Below are 19,153 nucleotides of genomic sequence, written 5' to 3'. Positions count from 1 at the left end.
TTTTCTTATATTCTATATTTATGCGGCATGGTTAACACCTCTCCCTTATCAATTGCCTGCTCTGTTAATAAGGTCCAAATACTAGCATTATATCCTTCTTTAAGCATCCATGAAGGACACTGACCTTTTTTTATAAAACGCACAAAATGTATCAGCTCTTCTTTTGTGCCATCCCCCACCTGTCCTTCGAATATTGGCACAGCCATTTGTCTTTTCTTGGTTTCAGGAGACCAGCTAGGGCCACCAATAGGGACATCCTCAAACAGCCCCTTTTCAATATCTCCGATCATTTGCGCAATTCCCGGAGCAGGTTCTGGAAGCACGGCCTTAGTAGGGTAGTACTTATTGGTTTCTAATTCAAAAACTCCTTTATCGCCAACAATCTCCTCTTCGCAGCCATAGCGCTTATTTATTGTCTGTGAATCATAGGTAAATTGGGTACCATCATCATAAGTGAATATGGCAGCCAAATTATCATCAACCTCTCTTCCATCGTGCCAATAACGAATACTCCCAGTTCCCATGACCGAAACAGGAGTTTTTTGTTTTACCCAGTTGGCTACCTGAATTTGGTGAGACATTAGTTCTGTCAGTAGACCCGCAGAATATTCCTTATATAAACGCCAGTTAATTTGACGTTCCAACTCTGGTTTATCTTTAGGTACCGATCTGCGCCAATCGTTACCACGATGCCAATGGGCATGCATTTGACCAATAACACCAAGTTCGCCTTTCTGAATACGTTGCATGGCCATATTATACTTATCACTAAAGAGACGCTGATGGCCAATCAATAAGATGCTACCTGTATTCACATGCGTATCATACATCGCTTTTGTATCCTCTAGGGTACGAGCCATCGCTTTCTCACATAGCACATGAACACCCTCTTTCATGCAATCTATGGCAATATGGGCATGCTGAAACAAAGGCGTTGCTATAACAACCCCCTCCACACTCACCTGCTTTAGTAAACTTTTATAGTTACGGAAAGCCTTGGGCGAATTATGATACTTTTTAGCCAAAGCCAAAGATTTGTTTAAACTGGGTGCATAATTATCACACAGTGCAACTATTTCAAACTCTTTATTCCCTTCTTCTTGAATCCTGTATAAATGTTCTTGTAAATACCGTCCCCGACTTCCTGTTCCAATAATAGCCAATTTGGTCACCCCACTGTTATTTCCAGCAAAAACATCATTAAACAAGGGATTTGCCATGACCGATACTCCGGCACCAACCACAGCCATCTTTTTAATAAATTCCCTTCTACTTTTTCCCATTTTAATTTATTTAACTACAATGATTGCAATATCAGTTTATTCACATTAAAATTATTGAGTATAGATCGATGGTACTCCTGCGGTGCCACCAATAATGCAGTAGACAAGATCTCTGCTTCCACCGGGCAGTCCATCTTTACGGCAACCAATAACTGCCGATGCTTCAATTCTCCCGTTTGCGGTTCAACAACATGCATTGGCTCGCTCACATTGTGCCGATGCAATCCGCTTATGGACAAGGCATCGTTACGCAAATCTAAAGTTGTTTGAACATCATCTTCCAAAGCCAGAGGCCAATAATCTCCGTAGGGATGATGGCCCCGAGTCAATACAGAACTTCCTCCAAAACAAATAAACGCATTCATTTTTTCCTCTTGCGCTATAATAGCTGCTAATTCTTTCAGGGCTATTCCTTTTCCCACACCTCCAAAATCCAGCTCTACACGCTCCGAGGTAAAAGCCACTCGCTGACCATCATCATCAAAAATCAACTGACTATCAAGAGATTGTGCACTAGTATATCCTATATTAAAGTACCCCTTCGTTTTAAGGTGATATTCAACACTCTTTTTTAGCATAGACCACAAACTCGCACTCACCTCCACCGAAGTCTTCCCTGCATTCTTATTTAAATGATATAGTTCTGCTCTCTCATCAAACTTACTATATATCAACTCTATCTCTTCCACTTTCCTTACCATCTTAGCAAAAACAGAAGAAAAATGAACATTAGCATTCCGACTCCACAAAACCACATCAAGTCTTGAGTTCATTGCAGCCATGGTATTATGAAAGAGGTAAGGCGATTGCATCTAATCAAATATATTTTAATGATTCGTATTCAACGTGAATATACTAGGTATACTATCGATTCTTTGCACGAATCTCAATCCACATTATCCGCACTACAATTGGGGCTCCCACCCTTTTTCATACACACGTTTCCATTTATGCATGGCCGCCTTATTTTTCAACACTCGTCCGGTTTTTGGATCCACCAAAATGCTCTCCTTAACATCCTGCGCTATATTACCTAAATGGCATAACTGCGTAGAAATACCACCATCATAAATAGGAGCATTTAATTTTTCTCCCTTTAAGATAGCATTCACCAAGTTACGCATATGCTGAACAGTCAATATGTCAAAACCAATGGAGTCATTTGTATCATTGGCAGCCTTGAAATCGCCTTCACGCTCCGTTTTTATTACTTTCCCATTGAGATCCATTAACACATATTTACCTCTATCCAGATGAATAACACCTTCCGAACCATAAATAAGTGTCCCTCTGCCTCCTCCTGGCTTATAGGCATGGGCACTATATCCTTCCCATGTAATATTTTTATTGCCTTCAAACTCATAACTGGCCAGCTGAGTATCAAACCATTGCCAATCATCTCCCGAATATGCAAGACGACCACCATTGGAAACCACCCTCACCGGATAATCCACACCTAATGCCCAACGTGCAATATCAATTTCATGTGTGCCATTATTATGTATTTCACCGGTACCCCAAGTACGAAACCAATGCCAGTTATAGGGATGAATATTATCCCGATAAGCTTCACGCGGGGCAGGACCCTGCCATAAATCCCAGTCTAAATGATCCGGAACAGCAATTTTATTGCCTACCCCAATAGGCTTACGTGCCCTTGCATAAAAGGCCTTGCCCATATAAGGGGTTCCAATAATACCCTCTTGAATTTCCCGGACTGCCATCGCCGATGTTTTGGACGAACGTTGTTGATTACCCATCTGGCACAACATACCTGTTTTCTTCTGCACCTCAATCAACAATTCTGTTTCATGGGGATTGTGACTACACGGTTTCTCCACATAAACATGCTTACCTGCCTGCATGGCCATGATAGCCATAGGTGCATGCCAATGTTCCGGTGTTGCCACAATAACAGCATCCACCTCTTTGTTGCTTAGTAAATTCCTAAAGTCCTTTTCCAATACAGGAGCATACCCAATATTCTTCTTGCAATAATCTTTAAATTTCTGCAATCGAATTGCATCCACATCACATATATGCGACACCCGGGCATTCTCGGCAGCTGCCACAGCCGGTGCCAACCCATATGCCCGACCTCCGGTTCCTATAATCGCAAAATTTATCCTTTCATTGGCACCCATAACATTTCCCAAAACCCGGGTTGAACTTAAAACACTCATCCCAACTGTTCCAACAGCTGCCTTTTTTATAAAACTTCTTCTCGTAACCATATTCTTAAAATAAATGAATGAAAGATAAGTGATACCACTACCTGACTACAACATCTTATAATTCCTTAATCTTAATATTCTTAAAATGAACCTCATCCCCATGGTCCTGAAGCAGGATCAAACCCTCTTCGGCCTCTCCAAAGTTGGGCCATTTTGCATATTTACTATAAGCAACCAATGCTTTCCACTGTTGTGTACCTCGTTCATACTCCACTACCGTACAACCATTCAATATATGCTTCACATATGCACCTCTTACTTCTATTCTGGCCCTATTCCATTGACCATAATTTACATACTTCAGTGGCTTCAAGCCTGGTACAAAAAGTCTGGAATCTGCTTTAATTAGGTCATACAACGAACCAACTGTACGTTTTTCTCCAACACCTTTTTTGGCATCCGGATGCACCTTATCATCTAAAATTTGAAACTCACATCCAATGGCCGACCCTTTGCCCTTATTCAAATCAGTATCCACAAAATACTTGATTCCACTATTGGCACCTTTGGTAAACTTAAAATCCAGCTCAAGAATAAAATTCTTATAAGGCCTAGTTGTAACAATATCCCCACCATTCTCTGATTCTCCACCTCCCGAAGCATGTACTGTTAAAATACCATCACTTATACTCCATCCTTTCTCGGGAAAATCATCTCTTTTAGCACCTCTCCACCCTTGGCTTGTTTTTCCATCCCAAAGTAATTTCCAGCCATCTTTTTTCTCTGCATCTGTCAGCTTATTCGTAAGATAACTAATGGTAGGGGCAGTCGTTTGCGAAAAGTCAGGCGCTGTATTCAACTCAGTAATGGTCATATTTCTCCATTTATTCTCCACACCTTCTTTATCTTTACCCGCACTATGTACTTGCAGCGCAATAAAACCGGTCTCTACTGTTTCTTCCAACAAATCGGCCACATGAACGCCATTCAGCCATGTAGCAATATGGTTTTCATAGGCCACCACCTTTATCCTATTCCATTGACCTTTTCTAAAAACATTTTTAGCATTGGGATTATAAGTTAAGGGATAGCGCCACCCCTTACGCCCCTGATCATATATACCGCCAGTCCATCCTCGCTCTGAATCGTCGCCTTCTACCTGCAAACCAAATAGATGTTTTTTCACATCGTCAAATTGCGTACGAATCTGTACTCCTGTATTCAGTCCTTCACCAACCATCATCTCATACTCCAATATAAAATTGGTATACTCCTTTTTCGTGGCTAAAAAAGTACTTTGCCGGGTGGCTTTCGAAACACCAACGATAACCCCATCCTCTACTTTAAATTCTGCATCCCCAATTAACACTTGCCATCCTTTTAGATTTTTTCCATTAAAAAGAGACTTCGTTTTTTGTGCCTTCATTGCCGGAAATAAAGCAAGGCAAATCACAAATAATAGTTTAAATTTCATAACTGTACATTTTTTCTCAACAATATGTTGTCATTCGTATAAATAGTTGATTTATTTTTTTTGCTTTTAACACTATCACAAAACTAGCCTACTAGGCCTGTAGACCTGTATCACGAATGTGTCATAAATGAATGTTTTTGTGTCATAAATGGTTTATAAAAGTTTTTTTTATTTTTAACCCTCACAAAATCATCCTATGCTACAAATTCGACCATTATTTTCATTTTTCATATTCCTTAACGTCTTCCTTTTGGATGGACAAAATATCCGATTCGATCACCTGGACATCAACAACGGCCTTTCTCAGAACAGTGCCTTTTGCATGGATATGGATAAAAATGGTTACCTGTGGGTAGGAACTTTAAACGGACTAAACAGATACAACGGTTATTCTTTTGAAGTATTTAAACCCAGCCTAAACAAAAAAGGCAGCCTACATGGAAGCTTATGTGTTGACCTATGTGCTGATAACCAAGGAAACACTTGGGTTGTTACCCGGGATGGTGGACTGAATAAATACGACGCCAGCCGCCAGGAATTTGTTTACTACCCCGACTCTTTATTTAAACAACTCTCTTCAAAATATATCAACTCCATACAAGCCGATAACAACAATCACATCTGGCTAAAAGCCAACAAAGGAGTTCTTTGTTTCAATCCTCAGGACAGCACAGCGGCTTATCTTCTTCAACAACATAAAATACAAGACATTACCTTACTACCCAATGGAAATATTGCGGCCTATGGTTCTTTTGGAATTTTTGAGATGCTACAGAATAACGATGGCACATACACCACCGTACACCGGATCCACGAAGCCGTAAATGGCATTGCCTTTTCAAATAAAAATACAGTGGTTTTACATCCCGACAGAATTGCTTTTTACACTGATTTACAATCCCCAAGTGACCAACATTTTTTATTTGCTGACATTAAAAATCATATTCCCATAACAGTCAATCCAGCCATTTGTGTTGATTCAACAAAGATATGGATAGGGGGAAACGATGGACTAATTCAATACGAACACACAGACAATCATATAATTTGTCACCGCCACCAATACAATGCAGCAAATCCACATTCATTCAGGGGCTACATCGTAACAAAAATATTAAAAGACAGCGGAGGCAACCTTTGGATTGGCACTGCTAAACATGGCATCAATTTTATTAGCAAAAGAAATAATGCATTTAAACATTTCAACTGGCAACAGAACCATGTCACAGACCAAGAAATAGATCTGATCAGGGCTATCTGTGTCAGTTCTCAACATGAATACTGGGTAGGGTTCGATCGTAGAGACCTCGGAATAATTCACCCTGACGGAAGGCAAACACTAATCACTGATTACGAAGATGAGAATGGAGAAAAACACCCACTTAGGAACGTGAGAGCCATTTTTGAAGACCAAACAAAAAATATCTGGGTTGCCATGCTCCATGGTATCTGCATCTACAACCGAAAAAAAACAAACTAGAACACATCAATCGTTATTTCAAATCACCATGGAACTACCGTAGCTATTTTATTAAACAATATAGTAATGATCAGGTACTGGTTACGTCAGGGTCTAAAGTAGGAATTTTATCCCTGAAAAATAAAACAGAACAAATACTCACACAAACAATCTATCATTCCATTTGGAGTAACATACGAGATGCAGAACTAGACGGTGATAATATCTGGCTTGGCCTGGATAATCAGGGAATAGCCCGACTAAACATACAGAACAAACAATTAAAAACCTTTCATCCCGACTCCATCGGCTTAAGTAATGCTAAGGTATACAGCATAACAAAAAACGGTAACGACCTATGGATCGGAACAAACAATGGCCTTAACCGCTTTAACCTATCTTCCTTTAAAGTAGAAGAAATATTTTATGAAGAACATGGCCTAAGTAACAATATTGTTTACAGCTTAAATGTAGACCATGAAGGACACTTATGGATGAGCACCAACCGAGGATTGAGCAAGTTAAACACCAAAACCAAGCAATTCTCTACCTTCCTCAAAAGTGATTTCTTTATGGATGATGCCTCATTCCAAGCTCAGGACGGACATATATACTACGGAGGTTACAATGGCATCGTCCATTTCAACCCTCAAAATATTCAATCATCGGACAAAAGTCTGACACCCGTTATCGAAAACTTTAAATTAAATAATAAAATAATAAAGCAAAACGAAACAGTCAATAACAGAATCCTGTTCAAACAAGCCATTCATCACATTAGCTCGCTCAAGCTAAGCCATGAAGAAAACACTTTCACCTTTGAGTTCAATGCAATCCCTTACGACCTGCCTAACACCAACCAATTCCGATACAAACTAGAAAATTGGCAAAACAATTGGCAGACAGGCAATAACAGATCTGTTACTTTTACAAATGTAAGCCCCGGAAACTACAGGATGCTTCTCTCTGTTTGCAACGCCGAAAACATATGGTCCTCACCCAAAGAAATCAACATACAAATTACACCTCCCTATTGGCAAGAACTATGGTTTAAACTACTACTAATAGGAATCATCACCATATTGCTGGTAACACTCTATCGTTGGCGGCTCTTTCGCATTAGGCAACGCAACATATTGTTAAAACGAAAAGTTAAAGAACAAACACAAGATATCTTAAAAAAAAGCAACGAAATACAAGTCATATCACAACGTCTACATGAAGCCGATGAAGCCAAACTACGCTTTTTTACCAATATTTCACATGAGTTCCGAACTCCACTCACTCTTATTTTAGGATACCTTGAAGAAATAGAAGATGCCGGATCCATCCAGATCCGAAAATCCATTAAAAACAATGCACTTAGGCTATTGCGTTTAGTAAACCAATTGATCGAATTCAGAAAACTCGACCAAGACCAGCTAAAACTAAACATTACCCACCTGGAAATAAATGCCTTTATTGAAGATATCGTTATTTCCTTTCAAAAGCTGGCCGAACAAAAAAACATTGATCTAAGATTTGAGCCCACTCCCAACAGACTATTTGTTTGGTTGGACATGGATAAAACCGAAAAAATATTTTTCAACCTAATATCTAATGCCATAAAATATACTCCAGAAAATAATCCGGTACTAATTTCCATACATGAAAATACGGATACATTCTCCATTGAGGTGGCCGACTACGGCATAGGCATAAATGAAGATGAACTAACATTGGTTTTCAATCGTTTTTTTCGCAGCAAAAACAGTGGTGAATCAGGCCATGGTATTGGACTGGCACTGGCAAAAGGATTGGTAGATATGCAACACGGCCACATAGATGTCCAATCCAAAATCCATCAAGGATCCATTTTTACCGTTCAGTTTAAAAAAGGCAAAGACCATTTTAAACCTGACGATTTTAACCAACATCAGCAAAGCACGCTTTCTCCGGAACAAAAGACCAACTCTCCTCAAACAATGCCAAGAGTTAACAAGTCACTACCAACCATTTCAGACAAGCAAATACTTCTGGTTGAAGACGATATGGAACTAAGAATATACTTAAAAAAGATACTGAGCGATCAATACGCAGTTATCAGTGCCAATAACGGACAGGATGCATTGGATAAACTTGAAGAGATACTCCCCGATCTTATTATCTCCGACATTTCTATGCCAGTACTCGATGGTTTAAGCTTTTGTAAAAAAATAAAAGAAAATGAAATCACCTCCGGAATTCCATTTATTCTATTGACAGCAAAAACCGATTCCTCCACACGCATAGGAAGCTATCAATTAGGCATTGATGATTACATTGAAAAACCGTTTAGCAAAAATGTATTACTTGCACGTGTAGAAGCATTGTTATCAAACCGTGAAAAACTACAAAAGAAGCCTGTGGCCACCAGAACCACCGCCTCAATAGATAAAACAAAATTAAAAAAACGTGACATCCAATTCTGGAAAAAAACCAATACGTTGATCAACAAAAACTATAACAATCCGGATTTTACCACCGAAATATTAAGTAAAAAGATGAACATGAGTCGCTCCACCTTTTACCGAAGATTTAAACATATCAGTGGTGAAAATGCAGGCGATTACATACGTAAAGTACGCCTGCACAAGGCGGCAGAGCTTTTACAGAAAAAAGAATTCTCCATACAACAAATAAGTATAGAAGTTGGATTTCAGAGTACCGCACATTTCAGAACTAAATTCAAAGAATATTTTGGAACCAACCCCTCTGAATACAATTAAAAATATCCCACCTGTTTTTCTCCCAAATTCTCCCCAATAGTAAAGCCCTATCCATCTATTTTTGACATATAACTAAAATGAATCACCATGTTAAAAATAACACAAACAATTTTTCTGTTTTGCCTTATTCTAATTTGCCAAACACATAACATCATAGCACAAAACCCACTGGTAACACATATGTTTACAGCCGATCCTACCGCACGTGTATTCAATGGTAAACTATATGTTTTTCCTTCCAGCGATACCTACCCTCCCAAAGGAAGAGAAAAAGAATTTCCACGTTTTTGTATGCCTGGTTACCATGCCTTTTCGTTAGAGAACGGTGCAACCTGGAAAGATCACGGATGGATACTGAAGGAAAACGATGTGCCATGGGGCGAAAAAGATACTTACGCCATGTGGGCACCAGACTGTATTGAGAAAGACGGTAAATATTACTATTACTATCCTGCTAAACCTAAAAACGACAGTGCCTTTCGAAGAATTGGCGTTGGGGTCTCTAAAAATCCTACTGGCCCTTTTAAATGGGAGAAAAGTTTTATCAAAGGCGTTTCTGGCATTGACCCAGGACTATTACTGGATGACGACAATAAAGCCTACTTATTTTTTGGTGGAGGTCACGAACTATATGTAGCCCCCTTAGCTGATAACATGAAAGAAATCACCCAAGAACCGATCCTGGTGGAAGGATTACCTGCCGGATACAAAGAAGGATCGTTTCCCTTTAAAAAAGATGGCCTATATTATTTAACCTTTGCTCATGTATTTGCCGAAGAAGGATATACCATTGGCTATGCCACCAGCGATCAACCAATGGGGCCATACCAATACCGAGGTAAAATAATGGATAATATCCACAATGGCACCAACCATCATTCGGTTGTAGAATACAAGGGTGAATGGATATTATTTTACCACTCATGGGATATTAGTGGCTATAACAAACTACGTTCTATGCGGGCTGACTATATGCATTTTAAAAAAGATGGTACCATAAAAAAAGTGATACCTACACTACGAGGCATTGGAACTCCCCAGATTGGCGATACAATTCAAGTGGATAGATATAATGAAATTTCAGGCGCAAAAACAGCCTTCGTGGGTGGAGAAAAGGAACCCCAAGGGTGGATGATATGTGACGCTAAGATGATGAGCTATGTACGCTTTGATCGTGTTAAATTTGATGGTGCCACAAGCATACAAGCACGCATTGCTTCAGGACAAAGAATTGGAAGCTTCGAAATACGCTTAAATAACCCCAAAGGTAAATTAATAGCTGAATTCCCTATTGAATATACCGGTGGCTGGAGCTCCTGGAAAACAATTGAAGCAAATATCAGTGAGCCCGTCACAGGAACTCACAACCTGGTTGTTGTCTTCAAGTCAGATTGGGGAAGCACTAAATCTGTAAATTTAAATTGGCTATTGTTGAAATAAAACAAAATAAAACAAAAGCACCTTATATAGGTGCTTTTTTATACCCCCTATATTAGGGCAACTTATTGTATTTTCACCTACGCAATCATACTATTAAAATCTACAAATATGATAAGATTCGGTGTTCTAATATTTCTACATGTTGCCTTGTTGAGCGGATTAAAAGGCCAAACTAAACCCAATGTAATTGTCATTCTAGCTGACGATGTGGGTTCGGGTGATGTATCGTATTACAGAAGAATGCATTCCGATCATATTGTACTTGAAACACCTAACCTGGATCAACTTTCAAAGGAAGGTATGGTATTTACCAATGCCCATGCCCCAGCCGCACTTTGTGCCCCTTCACGCTATGCTATCATGACTGGAAATAGTTGCTTTCGCAGTCCCTACCCTTGGGGCGTTTGGGGTGCTTACCAGGCTTCCCCCATAAAGAAAGATCAATTAACCCTAGGCAAGCTCATGAAACAAGCAGGCTATAATACTGCCTTCTTGGGAAAGTGGAATTTAGGCGGTGACTGGTACAGAAAAAGCAAACCCGGCACTATCTACAGAGCACCCAGAAAAGAACCAGAACTAGATATTGACATCTCTAAATTTATAGGGGCAGGTCCTAAAGATCAAGGCTTCGATTATGATTTCACCTTCCCATCTGGCATACAAGATGTACCATATGCCTGCTACGAAAACCAAAAATGGTATCCTCTGGCCAAAGATTCTAAGTTTGATTTTATTACTCAGGAAAAAATGAATAAACTCAAATTTAAACTGGATAAAAGCGAAGGCTTGGGCGACTCCAACTGGGATCCGCACAAAATGGGCCCTTTGTTAATTTCTAAAGCAGTTGATTATATCAATAAAAATGCCAGCAGATCCAAACCATTCTTTATGTACTACTGCGCACTGGCTGTTCATTTACCACATACCCCTTGTAAACAACTTGATGGCATAAAAATTAAAGGAAGCACCCCCACGTATCATATGGATATGATCAAAGAACTCGACGTTCAAATAGGGATGATGATTAAAACTCTAAAAAAGAAAGGCATTTACGATAATACCCTCATTATTTTTACTTCTGACAATGGTGGTTTAACCAGAAAAGAGACTTTAAAAACCGGACATAGGCCCAGCGACATATACAGAGGAGGTAAAAATAGGATTCACGAAGGCGGACACCGTGTTCCCTTTATCGTTTCATGGCCGAAAAACATAAAAAATGGCCTATCCGATCAGCCCATCCTTGGATTGGATATCATGGCCACATTGGCCAGTCTTACAAACACACCCATTGCCAACGGTCAGGCACTGGACTCCAAAGATATTGGCCCTTACCTAAATAACAGTAAGACTACCGTACATACCGAACTAATGCTGCAGGGAGGAACACAAAAAACAGTAGCCATACTAGAAAATAACTGGAAACTGATTATTCAGATTGACCCCAAAGACAAAACATATTCAATGAGAAAAGCCATTGCTCTTTTTAATTTAAGCGACAATGTAACAGAAGACGAAAGCAAGAACCTCATTCATTCACCGGACCACAAAGCCATCATTGAAAAATTGTTTACCAAATACAATCATATCAGAGACCAACATGACAATCCAGCACACGTGATTCAATAAACCTTTGCTTCACCAAAGCCGGCATCATACACACAACTGATTTTAATACGGAACTAATAATAATCATATAAATCATGAAACAAATCGTAACTGGATTAATACTCTTTTTACTGACCATCGGCAATACACTGTCGGCTCAAGACCAAAACTTTAACAAATCATGGCTCTTCTTTAATGACAAAGCTGAAGGTGCCGAAAAAGTCCAATTCGACGACTCCTCATGGCGAAAGTTGGATCTGCCCCATGACTGGGCCATTGAAGGCCCCTTTGACAGTAAGTACAACGCACGTTGCGGTGGACTACCATTCCACGGCATCGGATGGTACCGTAAACACTTTCTCATACCCGAATCCGCCAAAGGAAAGGTAGTCCGAATAGAGTTTGAAGGAGCTATGTACGATGCTTATGTATGGGTAAATGGAAAACTGGTAGGCAATCATCCATACGGATACATCGGTTTTGAGTTCGACATCAGTCAATACCTAAACTATGGTCAAGACAATATTATTGCCGTTCGACTGACGCCACAAGATCTATCTTCTCGTTGGTATCCGGGAGCAGGAATATACCGTAATACTTGGTTAAAAATAGACGAAGCTGTTCATGTGGCACATTGGGGCACTTATATAACTACCCCCACAGTTACCGACCAAAAAGCAACCGTTCAAAACGAAACTACTATCGAAAATAAAAACAACCAAGAAGCTACCATTACAGTAATACAAGAATACTTTTCGCCGGAAGGAAAATCTGTTGGTAAAACAGAAGAAACCATGACAATTCCTGCACATTCTTCAAAAGTTTCAGGAACCTGGTGCAATATTAAAGAACCTAAACGTTGGGATTTAGCAACACCTCACCTTTATCGTGCTGTTACAAGCATCGAACAAAATGGCAAGATACTTGACAGTTACCAAACACGTTTTGGCATTCGTCATATCAGTTACAACAAGGACGGATTTTATTTAAATGGGCGAAAAATACGCTTCAACGGCGTATGTTTACACCACGATAATGGAGCATTAGGGGCTGCCGTTTACCGTAGAGCTGACGAACGTAAACTGCAAATCATGAAAGACATGGGTGTTAACGCTATACGTACCAGCCACAACCCTCCTTCAAAAGAACTCTTGGAATTATGTGACGAGATGGGACTACTGGTTCAAGACGAAGCATTTGACGTGTGGTCGATGCCTAAGGTACCCAACGGATACAATGTATTCTTTAACGAATGGGCCGAACGCGACATCAAAGACATGGTAAAAAGAGATCGCAACCACCCTTCAATCGTCATGTGGAGCATTGGCAATGAAATACTCGAGCAAAAAGATAAAAAATACGGATGGAAAACAGCAAAAATGCTGAATGACTACGTTAAAGAGATGGACAAGACTCGGCCAACTACTGCCGGATTTAACCACTATTCGGGTCCTTATGACAATAACATGGCACAACAGGTGGATATTGCCGGGATGAATTACAAACCTACTAAATATGGTGAAGTTCGCGACAACTATCCCAACTTGCCCATTTATGGTTCTGAAACTTCCAGTTGCACCAGTAGTCGCGGCGTGTATCACCTACCCATAGAAAAATACAAAACACATGAATCTTTGCACGTAAGTAGTTACGATTTAATAGGTCCACCTTGGGCATACCCACCAGACATTGAGTTTCATTTTCAGGAACAATACCCACATAGTATGGGTGAGTTTATATGGACAGGCTTTGATTACCTGGGTGAACCCACCCCCTATGGCGGTAAAGATAACTCTACCAACGGTTATTGGAACGGTGACTGGCCCGTTCATAGCTCCTATTTTGGAGCCGTTGACCTATGCGGCTTCCCTAAAGACCGTTTCTTCTTATACCAAAGTCAATGGACCTCTAAGCCAATGATTCACTTATTACCCCATTGGAACTGGAAGGGCATGGAAGGACAAAATATACCGGTATATTGTTACACAAACTGTGACGAAGCAGAACTATTCTTAAATGGAAAATCCATGGGCAAAAAAGTCAAAGGAAAAGACCTCACTGAACTAAAAGTAGATTTCTTACGTTACGAACCTAAAACATTCATGTCAAAATACCGCTTATCATGGGATGTGCCATATGCAGCAGGTGAATTAAAAGTTGTTGGTTATAAGAACGGGCAAGCTGTCCAGGAAAAAATCATCCATACAGCAGGAAAACCAGCCAAAATCTCTCTTTCGGTAGATAGAAAAAACATAGATGCCAGTGGAACGGACTTAGCCTATGTGACGGTCCGTATCGAAGACAAAAACGGAAATCTTTGTCCTACGGCAGACAACCAGATCTTCTTCAAACTAAGAGGTGCCGGCTCACTAATCGCTGTTGACAATGGTAATCAGGCCTCACTGGAATCATTCCAGGCAAACCATAGAAAAGCCTTCAGTGGTATGGCATTGGCGATTATCAAATCAACAGAAACAGCAGGAAACATACAGCTAACAGCCACTTCAAAAGGATTAAAATCTGCCAAAGTGGTCATCATTAGCAAATAAAACTTATTAAGTTGGTGTATTTACAAAAAATCGAGAGTTTCGCATATGGCAATCCCTCGATTTTTTTATTCCCCATTCCAAGAACACAAGGCTGCTACCAATACTAAATTTCACTCCTCATTTGAAGCTTTCAAAAAAAGAAATAATTTTTGTCACCCTAAAAAAATTAATTATATTTGTTCGCAATATTACGAACATCTAAAGCAATGAAAATACAAACAAATAAAATAAAACAAAAAATGACGTACAATACCATACCATCAAGGCATCACATAAAACTAATTATCATAGAGTACACTACATAATTCCATTCGGCAAAAAAATTTAGTCAAACGGTTCGTTATTTTACGAACAACGAACAATAAACAGGTATGATGGAAACATGAAACGAGCCATGAAAATAGCTTCACACACAGGGGAGATAATTAATTCTGGCGAGTTCTATATGACCATTGAAAGATAAATTTAATCATATGAAACGAGCCATGAGAATAGCTTCACACGCAGGGGAATAATTAATTCTGGCGAGTTCCATATGACCATTGAAAGATAAATATAATCATATGAAAACAGCAAATCAACTATCAAAGCATCAGGATTCGCTAAAATGCGCAACAACCATCAATAATAGTGCACAAACCATAATGAAGGAACACAAAAAGAGAAGACGCTTAGTCATTTCCATAAGTCTTGTGTTACCTACACTCATTCTACTATACCATTACCTTCCCCTATTGGTGAATTACATGACCTTCGATTTATTTGAGCTAAATTCGGAATCTCACTTAGGTAAAGCTATTAATTTCTTTTTTTATGATACCGTTAAAATTCTAATTCTCCTTTTCCTTATCAGCAGTTTAATGGGAGTCATTAACGCATATTTTCCGGTAGATCGATTACGAATATACCTGACCACTAAGAAGATGTATGGCCTGGAATATTTTCTAGCTTCCTTTTTTGGAGCAATCACTCCATTTTGTTCCTGCTCCTCCATTCCCCTATTTATAGGTTTTGTAAAAGGAGGCATTCCCTTGGGAGTTACCTTTGCTTATCTCATCACTTCTCCATTGGTCAATGAAGTAGCTGTAGCCATGTTTATAGGTCTGTTTGGACTTAAAGCCACCCTTATCTATTCAGTAAGTGGTATTCTCTTGGGTATGGTGGGCGGTTTCATACTTGGAAAACTAAAACTCGACAAATACCTAAGCGATTGGGTACGTGAGGTTCAGAAAAACGCCATACAAATTAATGAAGAGTGGACAGACGAAAAAACACCTTTCATAGACCGCTTACCATCAATCATAAGAGAAGGTTGGGATATCGTTAAAAAAGTACTACTCTATGTTATCATTGGAATTGCTATTGGTGCAGCTATGCACGGCTACGTTCCTGAAAACTTTTTTACCGAATTTTTATCCGCCGATAAATGGTATGCCGTGCCTTTGGCTGTGATATTGGCAGTACCCATGTATGCCAACGCAGCAGGTATCGTCCCAGTTATCCAGGTTTTTGTGGCAAAAGGGGTTCCTCTGGGCACGGCTATTGCTTTTATGATGGCAGTCGTTGGTCTCTCTTTACCAGAAGCAACTCTGCTTAAAAAAGTGATGAAATGGAAACTCATTGGTATTTTCTTTGGTACTATTTCTCTATTTATTATTATCTTAGGATATATATTCAACCTGATTCTTTAACAATATACAAATGAAACAATTAAATACACTCATCATTATTCTGGTGACTAATCTTTTTTTTTCGACCATTAAAGCCCAGGACACAACCCTCACTAATACACTCAATTTCAAGCAACTCAAACCAATTGTCCAGATTTTTGGTACAGCCAGTTACGACACAGAAAATAAGCGCTACGATTATAATTTTGGCCGTGCCCATTTGGGCCTTCAATACCAATACAACGAAAGATGGAGTGCCAAAATCATAATAGACAGAGGTAGAGCCACTTCTGTAGGCGAAATCTCTATTACCGATTCCACAGGGCATACATTGGATATTCAAAACTCATCAAAGGAAGGATCCTACTACACCATGTTTTTGAAATTTGCCAGTCTCCAATGGAAAGTAAACGATCGCTTATCCCTTGAAGCAGGGGCCATTTTGCAAAACCACTATATCACCCAAGAACGTTTTTGGGGACTTCGGTATGTGGCCCAAACATTTCAGGATTTATATTGGAAAATACCCAGCTCTGATCTAGGATTCATTGCATTTTACAATGTAAACAAGGCTATCTCTCTAGATGCATCCATAACCAATGGAGAGGGCGTAAGAGTGCAACAAGATGCTACAGGCAAAGTAAAATTTGCAGGGGGACTTAACATCAATCCTACATCCATACTACAATCCAGATTCTACTACCACAACCGACAAGCAAGTGATGAAAAATTAAATACAGAACATATGTATGCGGCATTCATTGGTCTTAGGCCATCCTCTAAACTCCGCGTTGGAAGTGAGTTTAACTATATGAAACACCTCAATTACTCCGGGATGGATAGTTATGGTTACTCCATATATTCATCCTACCAGCTAACAGATAAAACAGCATATTTTATTCGTTTTGATCGCTTACTAAACGACACAAAGCATACTGAAAATACAAATACCCAAGGAGATGGCAATAGCATTATGGGTGGTATTGCTCATGCTCCTGTTAAAAAGATAAATATCTCATTGAACTATCAGGGGTGGATTTCTGACCACCACAATAATCAGAATAATATTCTGCTCAGCATGGAATACAAATTTTAATTTCAAGCCCATGCACTACTGGCAACTAATTACTCCCCTATTTTTAAATCTATCTGTCCACTATTTTTCATGACTTAACCACTAAATTGCTGCGATCATTTATTAAAAAAGTCATGTTTAAAATACCCTTTATTACAGCTATTATAGCACTCGCATTTCAACCCTCCTTTTCACAAGAAAAGTTTGAACCCAATTGGGAAAGCCTCAAGAAACACCAGGCTGTTCCTGAATGGTTTGCCAACGCCAAGCTTGGTGTATATTTCCATTGGGGAGTCTATTCCGTTCCTGCTACCGATGGAGAATGGTATCCCCGATGGATGTATGTTCCAGACAGAGACCCTAAACTCTGGGGAGGGCAGGTGTATAAAAAACATCGCGAAACCTACGGCAATGATTTCCAGTACCACGATTTTATTCCTCTATGGAAAGCACCTAAGTTTTCAGCCAAAGAATGGGTCGATATGTTCGAAGATATGGGTGCCCGATTTATTGGTTCCATTGCCGAACATCACGACGGCTTCTCACTATAGAATAGTCAGGTGAACGAATGGAATTCCGTTCAAATGGGACCTGGCATTAATGTGGTAAAAGCCATTGCCGACGAAACAAATAAGCGGAATATTAAATTTATGACCACCTTCCATCACGGCTTTCACAATCTGTTTTATCCCAAACAAGACCAAGCAGTTATGCGACCTGTAACACCTAACAAATACAACTACGTATATGAAAATTGCGAAGTGCCCCAGGATCCTAAATACAAAAAGTTGTATTGCAACATGGATTACAGCGAAGCACAAGAATTATGGTTAGGAAAATTAAATGAGGTGATAAATGAGTATTGCCCTGATTATATTTGGATGGATTTCGGACAACGCTTTATCTCCGAAAAATACCGCCAACAATTCTTGGCCAACTATTTTAACAAAGCGAGCGAACTCGACAAAGAAGTAGTTGTAAATACCAAAGGAGACTTCTTCCCCACCGATCTTTCAGTAGTTAATATTGAGCGCGCCACCATGGAAGATATTACACCCGAGGTTTGGATTACAGATTTTATTTTAGGAAGTTCATGGTGTTACAATAAAGAGAAACGTACCGCTATCAATCCACAAATAGCCATCAGAATGTTAGCCGAGGTGGTGAGCAAAAATGGAGTAATGCTACTCTCGGCCGGACCAATGGCCGATGGCACCATCCCTGAGGAACAAGTAAAAGCCATGAAAGATATAGGAGCCTGGATGAAATTATATGGAGAAGCCATTTATGATACACATCCATTTGTAACCTTTGGAGAAGGAACTACACAATTGAAACGAGACCCCAAAGATGCATGGAACGAATATGGCGCCATCAAAAAGGGTTTACACAACTTAAATGCAGCAGATGTACGCTATACCCAAAAAGGAAAAATTATATATGCCATTCAATTAGGATGGAACGATGAAAAACCACAAAGAACACTAACTACCTTTGCTAATAAAGCCAACGATATACAAATAAAAACAGTGAAGGTGCTGGGTAGTAAAGAAAAAATAAAATGGAAAAGAACCAATGAAGGACTAAGTGTTCAACAACCCTCTCATAAGCCAGATCATGCGGATGCCGCCTTGGTATACCAAATTATCACAAAATAGATGACCGAATAAATCA

The 19,153-nt window shown here is 39.5% G+C and carries 12 protein-coding genes and 1 pseudogene; 9 read left to right on the top strand and 4 right to left on the bottom strand.

Features of this window, described 5'->3' with window-relative positions; genetic code table 11:
• Positions 1 to 5: 5 nt before the first annotated feature.
• From CYTFE_RS0103665 to CYTFE_RS0103650, 4 genes are all read right to left on the bottom strand, one after another.
• On the bottom strand, positions 6 to 1,283 hold the full coding sequence (locus CYTFE_RS0103665; protein WP_027470712.1) for a Gfo/Idh/MocA family protein: 1,278 nt from the start codon (positions 1,281 to 1,283) through the stop codon (positions 6 to 8).
• A 14-nt stretch (positions 1,284 to 1,297) separates the two neighbouring features.
• Positions 1,298 to 2,056: an FAD:protein FMN transferase gene (locus CYTFE_RS28330; protein WP_162150066.1), complete on the bottom strand. Its 759-nt coding sequence runs from the start codon at positions 2,054 to 2,056 to the stop codon at positions 1,298 to 1,300.
• A gap of 132 nt (positions 2,057 to 2,188) precedes the next feature.
• Positions 2,189 to 3,517, bottom strand: coding sequence for a Gfo/Idh/MocA family protein (locus CYTFE_RS0103655; RefSeq protein WP_027470711.1), 1,329 nt, complete (start codon positions 3,515 to 3,517; stop codon positions 2,189 to 2,191).
• 55 nt (positions 3,518 to 3,572) lie between these two features.
• Complete coding sequence (locus tag CYTFE_RS0103650; protein ID WP_027470710.1) at positions 3,573 to 4,931, bottom strand: 3-keto-disaccharide hydrolase; 1,359 nt, start codon at positions 4,929 to 4,931, stop codon at positions 3,573 to 3,575.
• Between the two features lie 250 nt (positions 4,932 to 5,181).
• Here CYTFE_RS0103650 and CYTFE_RS0103645 point away from each other — a divergent pair, with 250 nt between their 5' ends.
• The 9 genes and pseudogenes from CYTFE_RS0103645 to CYTFE_RS31010 all read left to right on the top strand — a co-directional run bounded on the left by CYTFE_RS0103645 (position 5,182) and on the right by CYTFE_RS31010 (position 19,137).
• Positions 5,182 to 6,411 carry a ligand-binding sensor domain-containing protein gene (locus CYTFE_RS0103645; protein WP_044212266.1) on the top strand — a complete coding sequence of 410 codons (1,230 nt, stop codon included), beginning with the start codon at positions 5,182 to 5,184 and terminating at the stop codon, positions 6,409 to 6,411.
• On the top strand, positions 6,357 to 9,137 hold the full coding sequence (locus tag CYTFE_RS0103640) for a hybrid sensor histidine kinase/response regulator transcription factor (RefSeq protein WP_407689937.1): 2,781 nt from the start codon (positions 6,357 to 6,359) through the stop codon (positions 9,135 to 9,137). The genes CYTFE_RS0103645 and CYTFE_RS0103640 overlap by 55 nt, the downstream gene beginning before the upstream one ends.
• 87 nt (positions 9,138 to 9,224) lie before the next feature.
• Positions 9,225 to 10,577 carry a family 43 glycosylhydrolase gene (locus tag CYTFE_RS0103635; protein WP_081735901.1) on the top strand — a complete coding sequence of 451 codons (1,353 nt, stop codon included), beginning with the start codon at positions 9,225 to 9,227 and terminating at the stop codon, positions 10,575 to 10,577.
• Positions 10,578 to 10,685: 108 nt separating this feature from the next.
• Complete coding sequence (locus CYTFE_RS24825) at positions 10,686 to 12,206, top strand: sulfatase family protein (RefSeq protein WP_044212265.1); 1,521 nt, start codon at positions 10,686 to 10,688, stop codon at positions 12,204 to 12,206.
• Positions 12,207 to 12,280: 74 nt separating this feature from the next.
• Positions 12,281 to 14,734 carry a beta-galactosidase GalB gene (gene galB, locus CYTFE_RS0103625; protein ID WP_027470706.1) on the top strand — a complete coding sequence of 818 codons (2,454 nt, stop codon included), beginning with the start codon at positions 12,281 to 12,283 and terminating at the stop codon, positions 14,732 to 14,734.
• Positions 14,735 to 15,297: 563 nt separating this feature from the next.
• Positions 15,298 to 16,425, top strand: coding sequence for a permease (locus CYTFE_RS0103620; protein ID WP_211238147.1), 1,128 nt, complete (start codon positions 15,298 to 15,300; stop codon positions 16,423 to 16,425).
• A 10-nt stretch (positions 16,426 to 16,435) separates the two neighbouring features.
• The gene (locus tag CYTFE_RS0103615; protein WP_027470704.1) at positions 16,436 to 17,500 is read left to right on the top strand and encodes a hypothetical protein; all 1,065 of its coding nucleotides are present in this window, start codon (positions 16,436 to 16,438) and stop codon (positions 17,498 to 17,500) included.
• 113 nt (positions 17,501 to 17,613) lie between these two features.
• A pseudogene (locus CYTFE_RS31015) lies at positions 17,614 to 18,747 on the top strand (alpha-L-fucosidase); the annotation flags it as partial.
• Entirely contained in the window at positions 18,721 to 19,137 is a 417-nt protein-coding gene (locus tag CYTFE_RS31010; RefSeq protein WP_316929581.1) for an alpha-L-fucosidase C-terminal domain-containing protein, read from the top strand. The pseudogene CYTFE_RS31015 and the gene CYTFE_RS31010, both read left to right, overlap by 27 nt.
• The last annotated feature ends 16 nt before the right edge of the window (positions 19,138 to 19,153 follow it).

It is taken from the genome of Saccharicrinis fermentans DSM 9555 = JCM 21142 (assembly GCF_000517085.1).
In the GTDB taxonomy this organism is placed as follows: domain Bacteria; phylum Bacteroidota; class Bacteroidia; order Bacteroidales; family Marinilabiliaceae; genus Saccharicrinis; species Saccharicrinis fermentans.
Note: the sequence above shows the minus strand (reverse complement) of the source record. Positions and strands in the feature narration are given on the sequence as shown.